Source organism: Latilactobacillus sp. (assembly GCF_033176295.1).
GTDB classification, from domain to species: domain Bacteria; phylum Bacillota; class Bacilli; order Lactobacillales; family Lactobacillaceae; genus Latilactobacillus; species Latilactobacillus sakei.
Genome location: NZ_JAMQEX010000014.1, coordinates 32,904 through 55,569, shown reverse-complemented (window position 1 = coordinate 55,569; position 22,666 = coordinate 32,904). Strand labels below are relative to the sequence as shown.

Genomic DNA, 22,666 nt, shown 5'->3' with positions numbered 1-22,666 from the left:
CACTTGAACTAATTAATCAACGACCATTAAAAATACATCATCAACAGACTGCCATTGAAAGATTCCGGGCTTGTTCGGATTAAACTTGTAATTTGCCAACTAAAAAAGCCTCGGGACAAAATAATTTTTGTGCCAAGGCTTTTTTTAATGATTAATTTTATTTATCAGAAACCGTGCGATTTTTTCATGACCGGCATCATTGGGATGCAAGCTATCGAGACTAAGAGCTTCTGCTTGTTGCGCATCGGCAAAAGATAATGCCTTTTGATTAAAGAGACTGATATGCGCAATTCCTAATAATTCAGTGACTTGATCAATTGCCTTTTCGTAATCGGCTTGTCGATAACCACTTTGATTGATGGCTGGGAAAAAATCCGTTCCAATTTTGACATGCGATATAAAATAAATCGTTGCTTGCGGATAATGTTTACTAATCTGGCCAAGCATTTGCTGCAACGCGCCGTAAAAAGTCACGGTCGTTTGGTCGCCAAGTTGGCCTAACGGGACATCGCGACCAAAATCATTGATACCAGCATAGATTAATAATAAATCTGTTTCAGTTGGTATCTGTTGCCAGCGATTGACCATTGGATCGTACGGTTGGGCAATCGTTGAGCCGGAAATACCGAGATTGGTGGTCTTAGGAATCGCTAACCAGTCCGCCAACCATTGGTAATACCATTGATGCGCATAGTGGTTTCGTTGATCGGTGATACTATCTCCTAAAACCGTTAAATGTTGATAATGTCTCACCTGTCATTCACTCCTATTACCGAATAATCTATCAATTGCCAGTTATTTCTTTGCCAATAAGCCATCGCTTGTAACGTTTTTAGCGTCTCAAGCTCAACCAAGCGGTTAGTCGTTAGACTACTTTTTTGCCTTAAGGTACTGGATAAATACCCGACATGACTTAGAATGACTGGTGGCACTGTTTGATCAACTAACAGTAATTGTTGCTGAATATCAGCGGGTGTTAAGTATGGCCCTTGTTGCGCCGTGATTAATGCACCTGTCGTTTTAACCGTGCTCTTTTGCCACAAATCTTGATAAGCTGCTTGCTGTTTAAGGGGTAACTTAGTCACTTCATGACGCAGTGGCACCTGGTAGGTCTGGGCCAACTCGAGCACTACCGCATAAATGGCAGGCGTTAAAGTGGCGACAAAATGATGTGAGGTCAGATGGGTCAGTTTTAAACCGCTCGCTAAAAAGCAATCAATCTGGGCCTGAAACTCACGTCTGACCTCATTGATATCAAGTTCTTGTTCACGTGCTTGTAAGTTCGCATAGCACATCAATCGGCCAGCTGTTGTCACCAAACTTGGGATGTTTTGCGGGTCACAGATGGGTACATCCTTATCAAGTACAAGATGGAGCCCCATTCCCTGAATCCCCATTTGCTGAGCCAAGACCGCACTCGCCGCAAAATCTGGTGACGTCACTTGTGCATTGGTTGCCGAGAGCAGTCCCCGCTTTAAAGCTAATATAATCGCCCGTGAAATTGGGATGGTCATCCCAAAATCATCAGATTCAACAATAATTGATTGCATATGGCACCTTATTCTGCGCTCAAATCGAACTGTCCAATGACACTGTCCGTCGTCACTGCTGCTGGTAGTGGTTCGGCTGGTGTAAACGTCGCATTGCTGCTGACGACCATGATTGTATTAGCTTTATCAGCTGCTTTTAATTGTGCCCAGTCGATTGTCACAAGTGGTTCGCCAGCTTTTACTTTAAAATCAGCTTCCACTTGCATTTCAAAAGGTGTACCTTGTAATTCAACTGTATCAATCCCCATATGAATCAAGACTTCAACACCTTGTTTCGTTTTAATCAAGATAGCATGTTTTGTTGGAAAAATTGAACTAACCACACCATCAACTGGCGCATTAATCGTATTCGTCATTTCGTCCGGCACGATGGCAAAACCATCACCAACTGCCTTACTAGCAAATACTTCGTCTGTCACTTGTTCGATTGGTAAATAGTGACCTGTAACGGGCGCTGTTAGTTGGCCCGCAGGTGCTTTTTTCATAAATTTAAACATCATTCTTATCCTCTCTTTATTCAATTTCTAGCATAACGGCTTCATATGGTCGTAATGTAATTTGGTCGGTCGTTAATTGTTGGTCTGGATAATTACTCATCATCACCGCTTTAACGGCCGCGTTAGCGCGTTGTTGCGTTTGATCTGTAAAGTTTGCGATCACACGGACTTTTTTATCACCTAACTGTCGTTGATAAGTATAAACCGCTTCATCTTCTGGTGCCAATAATTGATATTGGCCTTCAATAAGGACAGGTTCAGTCTTACGTAGCGCTACTAATTGTTGGTAAAAGGCAAAGACACTATCTGGTGCTTGTGCTTTAGTCGCCACCGAATAATCATCCGCAACAACTGGTTGCAACCAAGGCATACCAGTTGTAAAGCCGTGATTGGCAGTCATATCCCATTGCATTGGAATCCGACAATTTTCACGCGATTTTTGTTGTAGGATTTTAATCGCCAAATCTTCACTAATCCCATCAGCTAACATTTGGTGATATGCGTTAATCGATTCAGCATCTTGATATTGATCAATCGAAGTGAAATTAGCATTCTTCATCGCAATTTCTTCCCCTTGATAAATATACGGTGTGCCTTGTAACCCAAATTCAACTAATGCCAATAACTTAGCGGATTGATCACGATACTGACCATCGTCTAAGAACCGTGAAATCGCCCGTGGTTGATCGTGGTTTGACCAGAATAATGCATTCCAGCCACCACCTGCTGCCATTTCAGTTTGCCATTGACTTAAAATCCGCTTCAAATCAGACAGACGGTACTGCCCTAGCGTCCACTTTTTACCACCCGTATAATCGACTTTAACGTGGTGGAAGGTAAATGCCATCGAGAGTTCTTCACGTTCTGGGTTCGTATAACGAATTGCTTCTGAAACCGGCGTTGATGATAATTCACCAACCGTCACAAAGTTGTTAGGGCCAAAGACGCGTTCATACATTTCATGAATATATTCGTGAACGTGCGGACCGTTGGTATAAAAGTTACGGCCATCGTCACTCGGTGTCTCGAAAGTATCATTTGGAAAATCTTTATCCTTCGAGATGTTATTGATCACATCTAACCGTAAACCATCAATCCCTAAATCAGCCCAAAACTGCATCATTTGATAGATTTCTTCACGCAATTGTGGATTTCGCCAGTTTAAATCAGGCATCCGCTTCTCGTATAAATGTAAGTAATACTGATTTAGCGCGGGGACATACTCCCAAGCACTACCACTAAACTTAGATAACCAGTTATTCGGTTCATGACCATCAACTGGATCACGCCATAAATAATAATCGTGATAAGGATTGTCCTTGCCCTTCAAACTTTCTTGGAACCAACGGTGTTGATCTGAAGTATGGTTGACCACCATATCCATCATAATTTTAATCCCCCGTTGATGAGCCTCTTTCAAAAGCCGTTCAAAATCAGCTAAGTCACCAAAAATTGGATCGATTTGATAATAATCCGCAATATCATACCCATTATCCCGACCTGGTGAGACATACATCGGTGTTAACCAGATTAATTCAATCCCCAAATCTTGTAAATAATCTAAACGTTGGATAATCCCGTTGATATCACCGATACCATCACCATTTGAATCTTGAAAACTCCGCGGATAAATTTGATAAACTGTTGCTTTTTGCCACCATTTCATATGACGATCTCTCCTATGCCGTTACTTTTTTAGTCGTACCTGGTTTTTGTGGTTTAGCCATTCCTTGCCCTTCTTGCATTTGGTCGTTATAACCCCAAACGTAAGTGACGATGAATGGCACAATTGTCGCAACCGCTGAAGCGGCAATGAAGATCCAGAGGTTTGATAAATCTGCTGGGTGTTTTGGATCTAAGAATGATGCAAATCCAATCCATGAACCGGCAAAACCAAACATATTGCCATGTAATAAGCCGCTGACAAAGCCACCAGCTGCTGAACCGATTAAACCAGAGATGAAAACCCGTTTGTATTTCAAGTTAATCCCATAAATAGCGGGTTCTGTTACCCCACAGAAAGCTGAAATTGCACCAGCAAATGATAATTCTTTTAAAGCTGTTTTCCGAGTTTTAATCGCAACTGCTAATACCGCAGCCCCTTGCGCAACCATTGTCGTACTTAAAATAGCGTTTAAATAACTGTGCCCGGAAGTGGCCACGTCGTTAGCAATGATTGGTAAAATCCCCCAGTGAAGCCCGAAGATAACGAGCACTTGATAGAAGCCGCCGATTAATAGACCGGATAACCAACCACTCTTCAAGAGTAAGAACTGAATACCAAATGCTAAGCCGTTTGATAACCAAATAATAGCTGGACCTGTAATATAAAGTGTAATGGCTGCAACAACTGCGATTACAATTAGTGGTGTAAAGATAATTTGTAAGTAGCCTGGTAACCAATTCTTAACCCATTTTGTTAATCTAGCAACCAACCAGGCTGCTAAAATCATTGGGAAAATTGAATACGTGTAGTTCACCATTGGGAAGTTTAACGAACCAATCTCAAGGAGTGATTTACCGTTTAAAGCGACTAATGATGGGTGGACTAAAACGCCCCCGATAACCGCTGTTAAGACCGGATCGCCTTTTAATTTCTTAGCAGCTGTAAACCCAACTAGCATTGGTAAGAAGTAAAAGACGGAATCGCCCATCGCACTTAAAATAATGTAGAATTCACTCTTTTGACTCACTAACGCGCCTAATTGCGGCATCGTTAACATTGCTAAAACACCTTTTAAAATCCCGCCGGCAGCCAAGATTCCGACGATGGGACTCATTGCACCAGTGATGACACCGATTAATTGACTAAAAGCTTCTTTCACGTGCCCCCATGGTGTTAGGTTCTGTTTTCTTTTAGTTTTTGCGACCACTTGGGCTGTTTCATCTTCATCGGCAAAGTCTGCGCCAATTTCAGCAATCACAGCGTCATAAACGGCCGTTACCTGATTCCCAATCACAACTTGATATTGACCAGATGCTTTTTGAACATTAATAACGCCATCCAAAGCTTTGATCGTTTCTGTTTGTGCCTTTGATTCATCTTTTAAATAAAACCGAAGTCGTGTAATACAGTGAATTAAACTATCGATATTTTCTTTGCCCCCGACACCGGCAACAATTGCTTTTGCGAGTTGTGAATAATCTTTTTGTGCCATATTAAATCCTCCCTTGATTTCTTTTTATAAAAGCGCTTTCTGTTTATGGACTCATCATACAACATGTATAGACAAGTTGTCAACGAACTTCTTAAACCGTTTTCAAATTGCACTTGCAACTTCGCCATTTAATTTATATGATGGAATTAATCAAACAATTGAGGTTTAGTCTATGTCGAAAAAATATGAAATAATCTACCGCGAACTCGTCCATAAAATTACGAACCATGTTTATCCAGCCAACTCATTCTTACCCAGCGAAAACGAACTCGCAACAGCGTATGGTACCTCACGCGAAACAGTCCGCAAAGCACTCGCTAGCCTTTTAGAAAATGGCTTCATTCATAAGATCAAAGGCAAAGGCTCTTTAGTCCTTGATTTTGATAAATACGCCTTTCCCATTTCCGGCTTGACCAGTTACCGCGAATTGGATAGTCTCTTTGAAATGCACACGCAAACAACAGTCCTACAACTCCAAAAAGCAACCGTCCCACAAGCGCCTTTTCATTTAGACCCCACAGAGATTCTACCCGCGACCTATATTCAACGGTTACGGACCGTTGATGGTGAACCAATTGTTATCGATAACGACTACGTTCTAACCAGTGTTGTCCCAGAAATCTCACGGGCAGTCGCTCAGGATTCACTTTATCACTACTTTGAACAAGAATTGGGTCTAACTATTGGTTATGGGAATAAAGAATTCACTGTTATCCCTGCAACCGAAGAACAGTGTGCCATTTTAAAACTCGCCCCTAATAGTGCGGTCGTTAGTGTTAAAGGTATCACTCATCTTCAGGATAATACCTTAATTCAATTTACCGAATCCATTCACCGGGCTGATAAATTTAAGTTTATTGAACACGCGCGCCGCCAATCAATTTAAAACAATCATAATCAAAAAGGGGGGACCGATTTTACCATCGGTCCCTCCTTTTTGATGACGCCACTAACTGTTTAGTGCACCAATGCTATTTAAGAGTTGATTTAATTTTAGTCGTTGCTGTTTTTGAATCGTTCGACATTGATTTAATTGTTGTTCCACTTCCGACTCTTCAGTCAATCGCATCGCATTGACAAAATCCTTTGCAGCAGTCACATAATGCTTAATAACCATCTGTAATTGCTCATGTAATGCGACAAATTCCGTTGGCGGTTGAATACGCGCAATTTGATCAACAAATTGATCGAGGACAGTTAAATTCTGTCTGGAATAGTGATTAAGTAATTGTAAATTTTCATCTACCAATCCTTTACCCCGCATAACATTTTTACTAGTTTGCGCATATTCACTAAAAACCGTTTCGAAGACAATAAACCGCTCTAAAAACCGATTCCATTGGATCACATAAGCTTGTGCCGATAGCTGAATTGTTGGTTGTAACATTCTAATCGCCTCCTTGACTATACTTTAAAATTTATTGTTATTATAATCGTATATCACAAGGAGGCACCTTGTCAAAGATAGTGCATTTATTCACATTTATTTAATTAAACCCGCTTTCGCCATCGTGACCCGATCAGTATTATTAACCAGATCAAAAGTGTGCCCAAACTAATCAGTTGTCCAAGCAGCAACCCCGGTGCCCGATACCGTAACTGTACCTGATTGGTGCCACGTTTTAATGGCACTGCTAGCATGTTGGCCATTACCTTTTTAGGTTTACTCATTTGCCCGTTAACCTTAGCTTGCCAACCAGCATCATACGGAATGCTGAGATACAGTAGCTGATTAGATGCCATTGTTTTAATATCGCCAGTGACATGTCCGTTATCTTGCCATAAAGCAGTCGTCGTTAATTTTTGCTGATCAAGTTGTTTGACAGCTTGATTAAACCGTTCTTGATTGAGTGTCGCAACTTGGAAATGATTAATATTCTGCCGTTTAGGGCTAATCACAGTTAATCGTAGCGGTTGCCCTTTATGCGAGTCCTCAAGCGGGATAATTGCAGCACTCGTCACTCTAATCGGCGTTTTCTTCTTACGTCCGTTAACAAATAATTTAATTCGCGCTAAATTTTGATGTGGTAAATATAAATACGTAGGACCTTGCGTATCTCTTGGAATTTCTAGCGTATACCGGTAGCTATGGGCCTTAATTTCTTCATGGACCATATTAACCCGATGATTTGTATAAAATGCTTGGTCAGTATTTACCATTGCTTGTAACAACCGATCCTGGTTGTCGAATGGCCGATGCTTTTTCAAAGTAACATGCGCTAATTGCCGATTAACCGCAAAACCCAATCCAAGCGTTTGATGTCGTTGAATAACCGTTTGCTGATTTTTTGGTTGTAAATCATAGCGATTGGCAAATAACAGATCCGTAATCGCTGTATGTCCGACCCCATTAATTCGCCGGACGTTCTTACTGTAAAAACCAAGGTCCACCAGCATACTGCGCATTTGTTCGTCCAAAGTTGATGAGTAATTATTTAACGTATATTGGCCAAATAACAAGGCATCGTTGTAGCCATAATAAGGTTCGCGATACGCCGATTTTAATAAGATCGACTGGTTATTGACCCGATAAAAATCATTATCTTTTTCACTGAGTTGTTCATACAGTGCAGCTTGGCGTTGATATTGTTGCGCATATTGTTTTTGATAACCCAATGGTATTTTATGCGTCATTAATTGAAAATTAGTGACTAACTCGCCAAATGATACCAAAACAACGCCTGTTATCAGTATTTTTTGATAGTGACGGTTTGTTTGACCCCAATAATAAAATAATAACCCGAGAAATATTGTGTAGCCACTTAATAATATCCATGATTGTGCTGTAACTTGCGGATAACTCTGATTACCGTGTAATCTCAATTGACCAATCACCAATAAACCACTCACTAAGGCAATGGCCCACCCTTTGGCCTTTTTATTTTGCCTCTGTACTAGGCTTGCTTCGTAGGCAATTTTAATTAAGACAAATGAGAATAAGTAAGCATTCCGGTAGGGAAACCCTTCTGGCTGCTGAAACATATGCCAAATAGTATTAAACGTTGTTACCCAAAAACTAAGGGCTAAACTAATCACTAAAAAGCCATTAGCGTACTTCGCCTGTTTTCGAATTTGTGGCAACATAAAATATAAAACCGCAAAAAATAATGCCAATGTGCCCACAAAAAGTGTTGGTTCGTGCGTTAATCGTTGTGTATAGCGACTACCACCGACCTGAAATTGCGTAAACACTTCCCAGCCAAATTGTGGTGTCGGGTAAAAACTGGTCATGGCAATTGTCTTTTTTCCAGTCTTTAACATGCCTAACAACGCTGGGAGGAGGATAATGGCGCTTAAGCCACCAACAATCAGTGATGACCAAATAAACTGCCAGATAACTCGTGCTTGTTGCTGTAATAAATGCCCCCACTTTTGCTGTGGTTGCCGTTGCTTAATTACAAGGCTAATCATATATAAGGCGGCAAATAAGCATGTCATGTAACCCAAATAATAATTGGTTAGAATCGAAATCGTCAACGTCACGATGTAAAATGTCGGCTTTTTAACTGAAAATAAGCGTTCGAGGCCGATGACAATCAGTGGCACTAAGATTAATGCATCTAACCACATCAAATTATAAAAATTCATGGCTACAAAGCCACATAAACTATAAGCCGTTGAAAAAATCAATGCGGCATAATGATAAGTCGTTGTCCGTGTTCTCAGAAAATAACTCATTGTCACGCCCATCGTACAAATTTTAAGCGCAATTACGTAACTCACCATAACTGGTAACTGACTATTCGATCCTAAAAGTAACAATAGATTAAACGGGCTAATCAGATAATAGGCCGCTAGTGGCACTAAATTGCCACCTAGCGATAATGAAAACGAGTAGGCACTGAAGTTAAGATGAGCGACTTGCCGCTTGAATTCAGCCAAAAATGGCATGTACTGTGTCCCTAAATCACTAAACAATAAATTGTGATTACCAAAAGGCACTAACCCCATGATGGCAAAGCCGATCAAGACCAATACTAACGGCAATCCGAAACTGAGTCCGTAATAGCTGATCACCTGTTTATGTTTTGTTTGCATCAAATTTCAACCCTCTCTTGTTTGAAGCACAAACTAAGCATAGCATGCTGCTGAGCTAAAACACCACCAAACAACTACGCTACTTTGATAGCACAGTTATTAAACAAAAAAGCAGACTACTACCTGTCATTAAGGTATCAGTCTGCTTTTTAATTAATATTAAGATTATTTCATCATTCCAAGTGTCACGCCACCGACAATGACTAGTAAACAGCCAAGTGTGACATACACCATTTCTTTTTTCGTTTTACGTTCACCCAAGAGGTAGATACTACCAATTGTTGAAATGATAATCCCACATTGTGAAAGTGAATAACTGATGGCAAGACCGATATCTGACATTGAAATCAACATGAACAAGTTTCCTAAGCCCCATAATAGACCTGTTATAATGTTCAAACCTGTTTTCTTATCAAAGACTGCTTTACCAATACCAACGCCAGCAAAGATAGCAGCGCCGATAAACATCCCAATCGCTTGTGGTAAGACGATTGTTGTTGCACTAATTCCTGACCAGTTAACAATGATTGTGTAACCACCATAACCGATTGTTGAAAGAATCAAGGCCCGGAAGCCACGTGCAAATTGTGTATCTTCTTTAGCGGCTAAGCTACTCTTAGGATCTTTCATTGATGTTAATGTTGCACCAGCGATTAAGATCACTAATGCTGTAATCCCGAAGATATAATCATGGGTTGTTTTCCATTCGTGGAATAACAAAGCGCCCGCTAAAGTGTTTACAATCAATTGCATCCCTGTTGATAATGGGACGGTTTTTGAAACACCCATTGCTTGCATTGATTGGAATTGTTGCCCTTGACCAATACTCCAGAATAATCCGGAAATGACACCGATTACCATGATGAATAAATCGATTTTAGGTTGAATAACCAAAAAGGTACCGATTCCAAAAACCAACGCACCAATCGTCATCCCAAAAGTTTGTTGATAAGCGTTACCACCTAATTTACCACTTACCAATCCGATACTACCCCAGGCAAGTGCTGGGATTAATGCAATTAAAATAGCCATTTTTAAATTCCTCTTCTTCTCTAAAGTACAAGAATCCATTATACAGACAAACGTAATCGATTTCTAGAGGGAAAACGGCACCATTAAGCGCCTTCCAAAATGGTCTGTTTATGAAAAAATGATTACACCAACCATGTTAACGGTTACCGTTTTTTTGCGTATAGGTTGAATTTTTTTTACTTTTTTTTAGTAAACCCGCTAATCTTTTTTAGTAAACCCATTAACCTATTGTTTTGACGTAATTAAAAAGGTATCAAAGACCAATCATTCGTCTTTGACACCCACAATTTAATGTTTTAAAATTCGGTAGCCCTTGTACAAAGTCACCCCGATAATCGCGCCAAGTGTATTGAAGATTAAATCATCAATATCGGCCATTCCTGTTCCTAAAATAAACTGGGCGGTTTCAATCCCAAATGAAAATAGTGCGCCTTCAATAATCGTTAATAGCCAGGTCCCTTTTCGATCTGTTAATGAACCACGCAACCACCCAAACGGCACAAACCACAGAATATTACCATAGAAGTTATACCAGTAATCTATTTGTGCCGGCGCATTCCGTAACTTAAACGTCTCGACAAACGGCGTTAAGTTAATTTGGGTTAGAGAGCGGTTGACATATAGGTGCATCTGCCAAGGATAATAAATATGGCGTAAAACCGTTAACGATAATAGTAGACATAGATAGAAGACAAATATAAAAAGTTTCAATTCATACTTAAATTGAATCCGACGTTTTTTAAGGCCTAAATACAATAAACGCAGTCCGATAAAAATAAAACAATACAAAATTGTCTTATCCAAACTCTCTACCGTTAATTTAATTAAGGGCAGATGATTATATTTTGTCCCCCAAGGAAGGATGATGTTGTTATAAAGACCACCTAGAAATAACAAATGATAACCCCACTTATCTGATTGATTTAAGCTATTACGTCATACGTCTATTATATACACTTTGACGACTAAATGACATATGCCACCCCGCTAACTAAAGTGAATCTTAAACTTCTAATCAAGATACACCTAGCGTTGGAGGAGAGATTTAACGAGCTATGCTATAATGGTGTGATTAGTTACCAATACAACGTGTCATAAGGAGCCATTTAATGAAAGTTTTATTGTATTTTGAAAGTCAAAAACTACTCGCTAAATCAGGTATCGGCCGCGCACTAGATCATCAAAAGCGTGCGCTAACTGCCATGGGCATCGACTACACACTCGATCCTAACGATACTGATTATGATATCTTACATATTAACACATACGGTTTAAATAGCCGGCGAATGATTAAAAAGGCGCGCAAGGCTGGTAAAAAGGTGATTTACCACGCACACTCAACCGAAGAGGATTTCCGTAATTCCTTTGTCGGTTCCAATCAACTTGCCCCTTTTGTTAAACATCGCTTGGTTAGTCTCTATTCAAAGGCTGACCATCTCATCACACCTACCCTCTATTCAAAGGCGCTTTTACAAGGGTATGGCATTCAAGTACCGATTGCACCGATTTCAAACGGGATCGATCTTGCTAAGTATCAAGCAACGCCGGATAAAGAACAAGCCTTTAGAGCTTATTTCAACTTGAAGCCCGATCAAAAGGTAATTATTTGTGTCGGTTTATTCTTCCAACGTAAAGGCTTGCTAGATTTTGTTGAAATTGCTAAGCAATTACCCGAATATACCTTCATTTGGTTTGGTGATGTGCCGATGTACAGTATTCCACGCAACATTCGCCTGATTGTTAAAAAGGACCATCCTGCAAATGTGCGCTTCCCCGGTTATATCAAAGGTGACATTATCGAAGGCGCTTATGCTAACGCTGATTTATTCTTTTTCCCTTCTTACGAAGAAACAGAAGGGATCGTTGTGCTAGAAGCCCTTGCCAGTCACCAAAAAGTCTTGGTGCGCGATATTCCAGTCTACCACGGCTGGCTCAAAGATCAACAAAATTGCTACATGGGTACCGATAATACGGAATTTAAGCGATTGATTCAAGACATCGTTGAACAACGCGTCCCCGACTTAACTGAAGCGGGTTATCAAACTGCTGAATCGAAACAGATTACCGCAATTGGCCATGAATTAGCGGCCGTCTACCAACATGTCTTAACCCCTGATGAATCAAATCCAACCTACACGCAAATCATGCAACACACTTTAAAACTTTAAGTTTCCGTTTAAATCATGTCATGCACTTTGCGCTGTCTTCATTTGGGCGGTAAAATGAGTCAATGACGCGCTTTAGATTGATTTTGAAAGGATGTCACATTTCTTGAAACTCACAAAAATAAAACAATTTATGGCCTCTAAGCTTGGCTTTTTAAGCCTATTAGTCTTTTTATTTTGGGTTAAAACCCTCTTTGGTTATTTCACCGATTTCAACCTCGCAGCTAGCGATCCGCTTCAAATGGCCATTTTAATCTTTAATCCACTCGCAACTACCTTGCTTGTCTTGGGGATTTTATTGTACATTAAGCAACCGATTATCAGTTATTGGACCGGGCTGGTGATTTACACGGCCAACACGGCCCTTTTGTACTTTAATGTCATCTATTACCGGCAATTCACCGATTACATGACAATTAACACGATCCTCGGTTATTCAAAAGTTTCCGCGGGCCTCAGTAAAAGTTCGCTGGCCCTAATGAACTGGCATGATGCACTCTACTGGCTCGACATTATCATCTTGGCCGTTTTAATCCTATTAAAGGTCATTAAAATTGATCACCGCCAATTCCCTAAAAGGTGGGCATTTAGTATTACGTCCCTAGCCGTTTTGTTATTCGGTGTTAATCTTGGTCTGAGTGAAATCAGCCGGCCACAAATTCTCTCACGGACTTTCGATCGAAACTATATTGTTAAATACCTCGGTATTGATACTTTTACCGTCTACGATGCCGTTAAAACCACCCAGAATAATCAAGTCCGGGCCCAAGCCGAAAGTTACGACTTAGATTCCGTCTTAGATTTCACCAAGCAGCACTACGCCGCGCCCAATGCCGATTATTTCGGCGCTGCTAAAGGTAAAAACGTGATCGTCATTCATCTTGAAAGTTTCCAACAATTCTTAATTGATTTCAAGTTTGAAGGTCAAGAAGTCACGCCATTTTTAAACAGTCTCTATCACAACCAAAATACGCTTGCCTTTTCTAACTTCTTTAATCAAGTTGGGCAAGGTAAAACCAGTGATGCAGAAAACATGCTTGAAACTGGCGTGTATGGCTTACCACAGGGTTCCGTCTTTACAACGCTTGGTTCCGACAACACCTTCCAAGCAGCCCCTTCAATTCTTAAACAAAATGGCGATTATACCAGCGCCGTTTCCCACGGGAATGTTGGGACGTTCTGGAACCGGAATAACGTTTATAAAAACTTTGGTTACAACTATTTCTTTGATTCTAGCTATTTTAATACAAGTCCTGATAACGTCTTACAATACGGTCTCAAAGATAAACTCCTCTTTGGCCAATCGATTAAATATTTAGAACAACTACAACAACCGTTCTATTCCAAATTTATTACCGTTACTAACCATTTCCCATTCCCACTTCCTAAGACAGATGGTGATTTCCCACGGGCAACAACCGAAAATTCCGCTGTTAATAACTACTTCGCAACCGCTCATTATCTCGATCAGTCACTCGCTGAATTTTTCAATTATTTGAAGAGTTCTGGTCTCTATGATAAATCGATGATTGTGTTGTATGGGGATCATTACGGCCTCTCAAATTCCGATAATAAAGCTTTATCTGGCGTTTTAGGCCGTGATTATGACACTTGGACCGATAACGATAATGCCCAATTACAACGGGTTCCTTACATGATTCACATGCCTGGTTTAAAAGGTGGTATTCAAACCCAATATGGTGGCGAAATTGATGCCTTACCAACCATGTTGCATCTATTAGGGATCAATAGCCAAAATTACGTTCAATTTGGGACAGACTTACTTTCCAAGCAACACGATCAAGTCGTCGCCTTCCGAAATCATAACTTCGTGACGCCAGAATATACCGTCCTCGATGGCACCATCTATCAAAATCAAGATGGTACAGAAGTCACCCAACCAACAGCTAAATTGCAAAAGCAAGTCGCAAAATGGCAAAAGCAGGTCAATCATGAACTTAGCCTTTCTGACTCAGTTAACGAGAAAAACCTCTTACGCTTTTACACACCAACTGGTTTCAAACCGGTTGATCCTGCCGATTATAATTATCAAACCGGCTATCAACAACTCGTTGATATTGAAAATAAACTAGGCACTAAATCAACAAGTGTCCTTTCCCAAAACAAAGGCAAATCAACAGTCCCATTATTTAAAACAGATGCCCCTGAGTTAGCAGATGATCAATCTAGTTTAACTGAAGTCCCTAAAAGCAAAGCACTAAAAGATAGTGCAGCTACCTCGTCAAGTAGTAGCTCGGAATCCGGTCAATCAACATCAGAATAGTCCCAAATAAAAAGTGCCATTCCGAATTTGGAATGACACTTTTTTGTATTTAACGCGTTAATACTTGTTTCTTAAAGCTCTCAAAAACAGATTCTTGTACCGTTGTAAAGATAATAATTAGTTCATTATCGGCCGCAATCTTGCGGACATCGTTTAATAACTGACGCGCATCTCGAGGTGCTAGTTGATCTAAATAACGCGCTAAGACGAAGACCTGTTGCCGATTTGCTAAACCACGAATAAATTGAATCCAAAACTGATCGATTGGTTTCAACGCGCTTCCTTGTGTCGTCCGCACTTTTTTGACATATTGATCAGTCAAGATGCTAATGACTGACTGATCAGCATCCTTAGGTAACAATAGATTATCCCACCCCGATAAGAACGGTAGGATCTTTGGTTGCGCATAATCAATCGTAAAGGGCTGATTAGGGAATTGTAATGCTGTCTTCAACAACTCTGGTTGACTGAAATAAATCTGCCCGACTTCTAATGGTTGTTTGTTCAACATACCGACTCACCTCTTAAATATTTTTTCTTAAAACGACTGACTTGTAACCCACCAATCATTAAAATCGGTGCGGCTAAGCTAATGATTGCTTGCCATAATTGCCCAAAAATTTGATTGGTTAATGTTTGTTTGACACTATTGTGCAGTGTCGGATTCAAAAGAGAATGACTACTAAAATCTGTCAAATGATTTTTAAAGAGTGGGTTGAGCGTTTTAGGTGCTTTTTGCATTGCTTGCAGTGGTCGATGCCAATAATGGTTGATCGCTTCTAATCCTCGCCAGAACGGCTGATTAGCGACTAACAACAAAAGGCTGATCGTTACGACAGCAAAAAATAGTAAGCAAAGCGCCGTTAAGCCGTAATACAACGTCACTCTCGTTCGTGTCCAATTGGCACTAAAGAAGGTCTCGATATCACGCGTCAAAATTTTAAACGCCAACCAACTAATGATTACTGTGGCGATGATCCCGACAATCATTAGTAATAGATACGCAGTTTGATACCGCTCTAAGACTGTCTGGTTAGAATGGAGCAACGTCTTTAACGGATGATCCGCTGCAAACTTTTCTTCAGCTGTAAAATTAGCTAACTGACTCTTGAGTTGGGTTAAGTTATGTCGTTCTAACCGAATCAAGCCCAAAATAATTGTCGCCAGGCCTAAAAATAAACAGTCCAATAAATAAATCGCTAGCGACTGCCGCCAATAATAATGAATATTGGCCGGAATCGATTTTAAGAAAAACATTAACTCACCCCCTTATAGAAACAGTGTAAAGCTAAAGTGTGAAAAATATATGAACTATCTGGTAAAAAATAAAAAAGCCAGCATAAAATAATTTTATACTGACTGTCATAACGATTTAAATCACTTTTTTAGTTTGTAGTTGAACAGCTACCCCATAAAAAAGCGCTGTGATCAACATGGCGATAAAGGTTGCCCCTGTATAGGCGTGCACGATTGCGAATTGATTTAAGATTAAATAACTGATAACGCCAATCACCCAACTGAATAATGCCGTTAGATGATAGCCCTTCGTATACCAGTATGGCCCAGCAATCGTATTAAGCGCGTCTACTTGATAGTGTCGGCGTCTAATCCAGAAGTAATCGACTAAGAAAATCGCAATCTCTGGTCCTAAGAACATCCCAATACTGTCTAAGAAGGTTTCAAAGGTGGTCAAAAATGACGCGACATAAACTGGAATAAAGGTGACGACCGTTGCTAACAAGGTGACACACCAGAGTGCTGGCGTTAACTTGAGCTTTGGAAAAATGTTAGTGAGCGCTGAACCAGCAGCCATTAAATTAACAGCATTCGCGGTTGTACTGGTAATTACAATCACCAACAAGGCTAAAACGCCGAGTCCTAATTTAGCGGCAATCGTACTTGGATCAGCGTTATTAGGATCAAAATGATTCAACGTAATCGCGGTCGCAATTGTCGCCGTCAAACCGATGAAAGCAAACCAGAATAAGCCGATATTAGCCCCTAGGAATGAATAAACAGTTGCGGCCTTCTTACGCTTGGCAAAACGACTAAAGTCAGCAGCTGCTGTGACCCACGCTAAATTAAAGGCGGCTAAAATATCGATTGCTCGACCGGCTTCAAGACGAAACTTGGCAGCTGGACGCCAAGCCACCAGATCCTTGAACGGTACCATTTTGAAAACAATGATTGATTCCCATGTCACTAAGATAATCACGAGTACAATCCCAATCCGTTCGATCCAACGCACTGATTTTTCACCTAACGAAATACTGATAAGATGCAAGATGGACATGATGATGATCCCAACAACCAAGCTCAAACGATTCGTAGCGGCATCATTGCCCGACCAACCCATAATTTCTTTCAAAATAAAGCTCACAGAAGTCGCCGCAATATAAGTATTAACGGCTGCCCAACCGATGAATTGCACGACGTTAATGAGTGACGGTAAGACTGAACCTTTAACGCCAAACGAAGCACGCGTTAAGCCCATTGCACCCACACCAGTTTGATAGCCCATATAAGAAGCAAGTGCTAATAAGACATAGGATAAACAGCCGATGGCAATCAACAGTGTAGAACCTTGAATAAGACCAGTTGCGGCAATAATACCGCCGATGTACCACGTCCCATTATTAGCGTTGGCACCTATCCAGGTCGCAAATAAATCCCAATCACCCATCGTTCTTTCAGACTTAGCAACTGAGTGAATCGTATGTTGTTTTGCCATTTTCTCTCCTCCAACTTCGACTATCACAAACAAAAAAGGCCCACTCCAAAACAGAGCGAGGCCATTAAATCCCGATAGTCGCTCCTTTGTCAGCCTCTCTGGACTGCACTTAAAAGGAATTATATTTATAAGCATTGTATTAAACCTACTTGCCAAAGTCAACCCAGTATTGTTATACTCACTATTAAAAAATAGCGAGGATGGATTCAGATGCTTATTCAAAACGTTCATATCGAGAACCAGACAGCTTTAAAATCAATTAGAATTGAAAACGGTCTTATAACAGCAATTGAATCACATCTTGAGCCCCAACAAAATGAAAAAATAATTGACGGCCAACAACAATTAGCGCTCCCACCGTTTGTTGACCCCCACGTTCATCTCGATTCAACACTAACTGCCGGACAACCAGAATGGAATGAATCTGGCACACTTTTTGATGGTATTCGAATCTGGTCCGAGCGTAAGAAAACACTGACACACCAAGATGTTAAAGACCGAGCCCTCAAAGCCCTGAAAATGCAGGCTAGTCATGGGGTCCAGTTTGTTCGCTCACACGTTGACGTCACTGATCCTGAACTAGTCGCCCTGAAAGCACTGATTGAGGTCCGCGAAGAAGTGAAAGACTGGATGACATTGCAACTTGTTGCCTTCCCACAAGAAGGGATTCTCTCCTTTCCAAACGGTAAGGCGCTAATGACTAAGGCCGCTCAACTAGGGGTGGACGCCATTGGAGCAATCCCCCATTTCGAATTCAATCGAGAATATGCTGTTGAATCCTTGAAATTTGCCTTTGAACTAGCCCAAGAATATGATCTACTATTCGATGCCCATACTGATGAAATCGATGATCCTAATTCACGGAGCCTCGAAACAGTCGCTACACTCGCCTTAGAAACTGGCATGAAAGATAAGGTAACAGCCTCGCATACAACAGCAATGGGCTGTTACAATGATGCTTACATGTATAAGCTAATGCGCTTATTAAAAATGGCCGATCTTAATTTTATCGCTAACCCCTTGGTCAACTTATTCTTGGGGGGGCGTTTTGATACCTATCCCAAACGCCGCGGTCTCACCCGGGTCAAGGAATTAACAGCTAACGGATTGAATGTTGCGTTTGGTGAAGATGACATTCAAGACCCTTGGTACCCTATGGGCGATGGTAACATGTTAGACGTCCTCCATGCTGGTTTACACGCCACTCAAATGATGGGTTATACAGAAATCATGAATGCTTACCGCTTCATTACCCACAATGGCGCTCGGGCAATGCACGTGACTGACCAATACGGCCTTGAAGTTGGGAAACCCGCCCACTTAATCTTAATGGCTAGTGATAATTTCTATAACGCAATTAATCAACGGGCCGCTGTTACGCTATCAATCCACGCTGGTCGTATTATTAGCGAAACACAACCGGCTACCACTCAGTTATTTATTTAAAAGCTAAAAAAACGCAACCTTGTAGGCTGCGTTTTTTGTTTGCGTAGTTATTAATTAGCATCAGTTGTGACGGTTTCGTCTGGGAAAGTTAATGTAAAGGTTGTCCCTTGATCTGGTTCACTTTGAACCTCGATGGTCCCATGATGTAATTGGACCAGTTGATGAACAATTGCTAAGCCCAAACCAGATTCACCGTATTTTGTGTTCTTCCGGGAAGGGTCAGCCTTATAGTATCGTTCCCAAATATTCTTAACTTGCTCAGGGGTCATCCCAATCCCAGTATCACTAACCGTCAGAATGGTTTCGTGGAACCCAGCTTCTGCAGTAACCGTAATCTGTCCGTTATTGGTAAATTGGATGGCATTTTGCATGATATTAAACATGACCTGAACAAAGCGGTCATAGTCGGCATAGATAGCCACTTCTTCTTGTGCTTCAAGCACAATGGTATCACCGGCATCCGCCGCTTTTTTCTGAAGTTGTTCTTGAATATTTTGCAACGCTTCTACCGCATTAAATGTTTGTTGATTCAATTTAATTTGGTTTGTTCGAATCTTTTCATAATCCAAGTTCTCATTAACCAAGCGAATTAAGCGATTCGTTTCGTTTTGCATTAATGAAATACTCTTTTCTCGCATTTCTTCTGGGATGGCATCGTAGGCTAAGCCTTCCAATAGCCCTTTCACCGTCGTTAATGGCGTCCGCATTTCGTGTGCAGCATCGGCCATAAATTGACGACGGCGATCTTCTTGCCGCTTAATTTCGGCCTCAGATTCATTAAGCGAGTGGACCATTTCGTTAAAGTCGGTCGCCAAATCATCCAATTCATCCTTACCGGGGTTATCAATATGGACATCAAAATCCCCTTCGGCAACCAGATGCGTTGCATTTCGTAAGCGGCTAATCCGATAAATCTGGTAGCGCGCTAGAACATAACTGAGTAAAATCCCACCAATCGTCGAAAGTAAGAAAGCAATCAATAAATTCTTGCGCATCGTCACTAAGCCCGACTTAACGTTTTTAATAGAGGAACCCACCCCAATAACATAAATCAACTTATCATTATAGAAAACCGGTTTAAAAACAACCAGTTGATCTTGATCATTATTAAATTGCCGGGAGTCCTTGCTCATACTGAGTCGTTGGACCTGCCCCTTCTTCAGGTATTTCCAGTACTTTTTCTTAACGGAGACGTTCGAGTTAGGCGCTGGATAGACCATTTCATTTTGCGCATTAAAGAAATTAAAACTAACCCGTTGTTGCGACAGGATGGCTTGGCTATCGTCAATAAACTGCTTGGATAGTGTTGCCTGTGAGCCCTGTTTAAATGCTTCACGTTCAATAACTGATGCGTAACCTTCCAACTGATCCCACGTATTATTATAAGCCGTCTTCGTTGAATACTGCGTAAACGCAATTCCAACGATCACGATGGTCGTCATAATAACCCCAAAAAAGGCTAGCATCCACTGATAGATCAGTTTCATTAGTGTTTATTGACCGCTGAATCATCAAATTTGTAGCCGACACCCCAGACCGTCTGGATCACTTGGGGACCAACCTTTTCGATCTTTTGACGGAGTTTTTTAATATGGGCATCGACTGTTCGTTCATCACCAAAATATTGGTAATCCCAAACAAGTTCTAATAACTGTTCGCGTGAGAAAACTTGGCGTGGATTCTTCGCTAAAGTTTTCAATAAATCAAATTCTTTGGGCGTAAGATCTAAAATCGGTTCGTCCATTAAATAGGCCTCGCGCGTCTTAGAGCTCATCTTGAAGTGATCTGTTTGCACATCATAATCGGAGTTATCTACTTCTTCAACTTGCGCGGCTTCCGCGCCAACTTGTTCATCAACTAACTCAGCACGGCGATGAAGCGCCTTAATCCGGGCGATCAATGTAATTGGGCTAAAAGGTTTCGTCACATAATCATCCGCACCCAATTCGAGCCCCAAGACTTGATCACTCTCTGAATCGCGAGCCGTTAACATAATAATCGGCACCACTTTAGATTGCTCCCGAATTTTTTGGGCGACCTGCATCCCATCCATTCCTGGTAAATTCAAATCTAACGTAATAATATCCCAACTATCAGGATCAACACTAAATTGTTCAACCGCTTCATTACCATCATACGCAAAGTGGGCATCCCATGCTTCTTTTTGAAAGAACATGCCCATCATTTCAGAGACAGACTTATTATCTTCAACCATTAATATTTTCATTAGAATTCCTTCTCTTTTGTGTGATTATATTCTTATTATACAGTATCTTAACCAATGGCGGATGAATTAAATATGAAGAAGCTATGAAATTTACCACGTTGAATTGACGAATCTTGACACGCTTGTTAAAATTAATTTATAATTTAAGTGATTTATACGCAAGTCAAAAATTAATTTCTAACGCTCAACTAGTCTTTTATAAAATTAAATCTCCTGTAAGCTAGGGCTTAACCAATTGGTTAGGCCCTTTTTTTATGGCCAATCGGATTAGAGGAGGTGGTCAACTTGATCGAACACGAAGCACTTTTTTTCAAAAACCTGAAGATTCTTCAAGATTTGAAGTTCATGATTTATGAACGAACGTCACCTGCAATCGATTTTCATTGCTTTGGTATTATCTATCTCGAAGTTAATCAACAACAGATTGACCTCGCAGCGGAATATCAGGCTTTAAAAAGCGATCATTCATTGGGTGAAATTGCCCAGACAATCATCAATCACTATCAGTTATAGCAGTTTTACTCGGGGGAGTATTAATCAAACACATGAACAATTTAGCCATCTTGTAAACCGGAAGGACGTTTATTTGCATGCATGCTGAAACCATGCTAGCATGGAGTTTATTATGATATTAGGAGGCACTTATTTTGACCTATAAAGGACTTGTATTTTTTGATCTTGACGGGACACTTTACAATGAACACTCTCGCGTGGACCCAGCAGTCGCCATCGCTGTTAAACAACTACGCGCCAACCATTACCTCCCAATCATTTCTACCGGCCGTTCACCACTTGAAATTCAAGAGGCATTAGCAATTACCGGGATTGACTCATTCATCGCATTAAACGGTAGTTACATTCAATTTGAAGGCCAACCGGTTTACCAAGGCACTATTCCAACTAAGACGATTGAACAAGTGGTTACAATCGCTCAAGAAGCTGGCGAAGCAGTTGCCTTTTATGATGATCAAGCCATTCGAATTACCAGTGTTACACAAGCAGCTAAAGATGCTTATGCTGAAGTCAACGCACCAGTACCAAGTGTTGATCCAGAATATTACTTAAATCATCCAATTTATATGCTGTTAATTTTGACGAACGACAATGATGCGGCTTATGCAACAGACGATTTAACATTCTACCGGAACACACCTTATTCAATCGATACTGTTGAAAAGAACGGTTCTAAACAAACTGGTATTAAGCGACTACTTGCTTCTCAAGGATTAGAAGACATGCCAACTTATGCTTTTGGTGATGGTCGCAACGATATCCCGATGCTTAGTTACGTCGATTATCCAACAGCCATGGGCAACGGCATTCCAGAAGCTAAGGCCCAAGCTAAATACATCACATCAGCCAACGTAGAAGGTGGCATTATTGAAGGCTTAAGACACTGGAAATTAATCTAAGCTAGTGCTATTTAAACACCATTCCGCTCGCACGGCATGGTGTTTTTTATTGCTTATCCCTATTGACTGTTTGCTCCTTCACAGCTTACAATAATAACTATTTACTACTAAATGATTAATCAAAGG

Annotated in this window: 20 protein-coding genes; 6 read left to right on the top strand and 14 right to left on the bottom strand. The window is 40.7% G+C overall.

The annotated features are described in order from the left end of the window. Positions 1-144 precede the first annotated feature (144 nt). The 5 genes from NDN60_RS07690 to NDN60_RS07670 are packed head-to-tail and all read right to left on the bottom strand — an operon-like array spanning position 145 to position 5,205. On the bottom strand, positions 145-753 hold the full coding sequence (locus NDN60_RS07690) for an SGNH/GDSL hydrolase family protein (RefSeq protein WP_011374894.1): 609 nt from the start codon (positions 751-753) through the stop codon (positions 145-147). Beyond that, a complete protein-coding gene (locus NDN60_RS07685) occupies positions 750-1,550 on the bottom strand; it encodes a ChbG/HpnK family deacetylase (protein ID WP_011374895.1) in 801 nt (266 codons plus the stop codon). Before NDN60_RS07685 ends, NDN60_RS07690 begins: the two co-directional genes overlap by 4 nt. Positions 1,551-1,558: 8 nt before the next feature. Then, positions 1,559-2,050, bottom strand: coding sequence for a PTS sugar transporter subunit IIA (locus NDN60_RS07680; protein ID WP_231953162.1), 492 nt, complete (start codon positions 2,048-2,050; stop codon positions 1,559-1,561). Between the two features lie 13 nt (positions 2,051-2,063). Next, positions 2,064-3,713 (bottom strand): alpha,alpha-phosphotrehalase, encoded by a 1,650-nt coding sequence (locus NDN60_RS07675; protein ID WP_011374897.1) that lies wholly within the window; start codon positions 3,711-3,713, stop codon positions 2,064-2,066. A 13-nt stretch (positions 3,714-3,726) separates the two neighbouring features. After that, positions 3,727-5,205: a PTS transporter subunit EIIC gene (locus tag NDN60_RS07670; RefSeq protein ID WP_056948747.1), complete on the bottom strand. Its 1,479-nt coding sequence runs from the start codon at positions 5,203-5,205 to the stop codon at positions 3,727-3,729. Positions 5,206-5,377: 172 nt separating this feature from the next. On the opposite strand from NDN60_RS07670, the gene treR reads away from it, so the two are divergent. Next, positions 5,378-6,091, top strand: a complete 714-nt coding sequence (gene treR / locus NDN60_RS07665; protein ID WP_016265311.1) for a trehalose operon repressor — start codon at positions 5,378-5,380, stop codon at positions 6,089-6,091. Between the two features lie 63 nt (positions 6,092-6,154). Here treR and NDN60_RS07660 read toward each other — a convergent pair whose 3' ends face one another. The 4 genes from NDN60_RS07660 to NDN60_RS07645 all read right to left on the bottom strand — a co-directional run bounded on the left by NDN60_RS07660 (position 6,155) and on the right by NDN60_RS07645 (position 11,172). Further along, positions 6,155-6,592, bottom strand: coding sequence for a hypothetical protein (locus NDN60_RS07660; protein ID WP_056948751.1), 438 nt, complete (start codon positions 6,590-6,592; stop codon positions 6,155-6,157). Between the two features lie 104 nt (positions 6,593-6,696). After that, positions 6,697-9,243, bottom strand: a complete 2,547-nt coding sequence (locus NDN60_RS07655) for a YfhO family protein (protein WP_099947671.1) — start codon at positions 9,241-9,243, stop codon at positions 6,697-6,699. Between the two features lie 165 nt (positions 9,244-9,408). After that, the gene (locus NDN60_RS07650) at positions 9,409-10,275 is read right to left on the bottom strand and encodes a GRP family sugar transporter (RefSeq protein ID WP_056948755.1); all 867 of its coding nucleotides are present in this window, start codon (positions 10,273-10,275) and stop codon (positions 9,409-9,411) included. Between the two features lie 288 nt (positions 10,276-10,563). Then, on the bottom strand, positions 10,564-11,172 hold the full coding sequence (locus NDN60_RS07645; protein ID WP_056948756.1) for a VanZ family protein: 609 nt from the start codon (positions 11,170-11,172) through the stop codon (positions 10,564-10,566). A 212-nt stretch (positions 11,173-11,384) separates the two neighbouring features. On the opposite strand from NDN60_RS07645, the gene NDN60_RS07640 reads away from it, so the two are divergent. Together NDN60_RS07640 and NDN60_RS07635 are read left to right on the top strand one after the other, a co-directional pair. Beyond that, entirely contained in the window at positions 11,385-12,443 is a 1,059-nt protein-coding gene (locus NDN60_RS07640) for a glycosyltransferase (protein ID WP_056948758.1), read from the top strand. A 91-nt stretch (positions 12,444-12,534) separates the two neighbouring features. Next, a complete protein-coding gene (locus tag NDN60_RS07635) occupies positions 12,535-14,724 on the top strand; it encodes an LTA synthase family protein (RefSeq protein ID WP_164905653.1) in 2,190 nt (729 codons plus the stop codon). 49 nt (positions 14,725-14,773) lie between these two features. Here NDN60_RS07635 and NDN60_RS07630 read toward each other — a convergent pair whose 3' ends face one another. The 3 genes from NDN60_RS07630 to NDN60_RS07620 all read right to left on the bottom strand — a co-directional run bounded on the left by NDN60_RS07630 (position 14,774) and on the right by NDN60_RS07620 (position 17,455). Beyond that, on the bottom strand, positions 14,774-15,235 hold the full coding sequence (locus NDN60_RS07630; RefSeq protein WP_056948761.1) for a hypothetical protein: 462 nt from the start codon (positions 15,233-15,235) through the stop codon (positions 14,774-14,776). Beyond that, the gene (locus NDN60_RS07625) at positions 15,229-15,981 is read right to left on the bottom strand and encodes a hypothetical protein (RefSeq protein WP_099947672.1); all 753 of its coding nucleotides are present in this window, start codon (positions 15,979-15,981) and stop codon (positions 15,229-15,231) included. The genes NDN60_RS07630 and NDN60_RS07625 overlap by 7 nt, the downstream gene beginning before the upstream one ends. 115 nt (positions 15,982-16,096) lie before the next feature. Further along, positions 16,097-17,455 carry a cytosine permease gene (locus tag NDN60_RS07620; RefSeq protein ID WP_099947673.1) on the bottom strand — a complete coding sequence of 453 codons (1,359 nt, stop codon included), beginning with the start codon at positions 17,453-17,455 and terminating at the stop codon, positions 16,097-16,099. Between the two features lie 210 nt (positions 17,456-17,665). On the opposite strand from NDN60_RS07620, the gene codA reads away from it, so the two are divergent. Then, entirely contained in the window at positions 17,666-18,901 is a 1,236-nt protein-coding gene (gene codA / locus NDN60_RS07615; protein ID WP_076632376.1) for a cytosine deaminase, read from the top strand. Between the two features lie 50 nt (positions 18,902-18,951). Here the strand turns inward: codA and NDN60_RS07610 are convergent, their stop codons facing one another. Both NDN60_RS07610 and NDN60_RS07605 read right to left on the bottom strand, forming a co-directional pair. Beyond that, complete coding sequence (locus tag NDN60_RS07610) at positions 18,952-20,388, bottom strand: sensor histidine kinase (protein ID WP_056947946.1); 1,437 nt, start codon at positions 20,386-20,388, stop codon at positions 18,952-18,954. After that, positions 20,388-21,128 (bottom strand): response regulator transcription factor, encoded by a 741-nt coding sequence (locus NDN60_RS07605; RefSeq protein WP_056947948.1) that lies wholly within the window; start codon positions 21,126-21,128, stop codon positions 20,388-20,390. The genes NDN60_RS07610 and NDN60_RS07605 overlap by 1 nt, the downstream gene beginning before the upstream one ends. Positions 21,129-21,413: 285 nt before the next feature. Here NDN60_RS07605 and NDN60_RS07600 point away from each other — a divergent pair, with 285 nt between their 5' ends. Together NDN60_RS07600 and NDN60_RS07595 are read left to right on the top strand one after the other, a co-directional pair. After that, a complete protein-coding gene (locus NDN60_RS07600) occupies positions 21,414-21,641 on the top strand; it encodes a hypothetical protein (protein ID WP_056947950.1) in 228 nt (75 codons plus the stop codon). 134 nt (positions 21,642-21,775) lie between these two features. After that, a complete protein-coding gene (locus tag NDN60_RS07595; protein WP_025016354.1) occupies positions 21,776-22,540 on the top strand; it encodes a Cof-type HAD-IIB family hydrolase in 765 nt (254 codons plus the stop codon). Positions 22,541-22,666 lie beyond the last annotated feature (126 nt).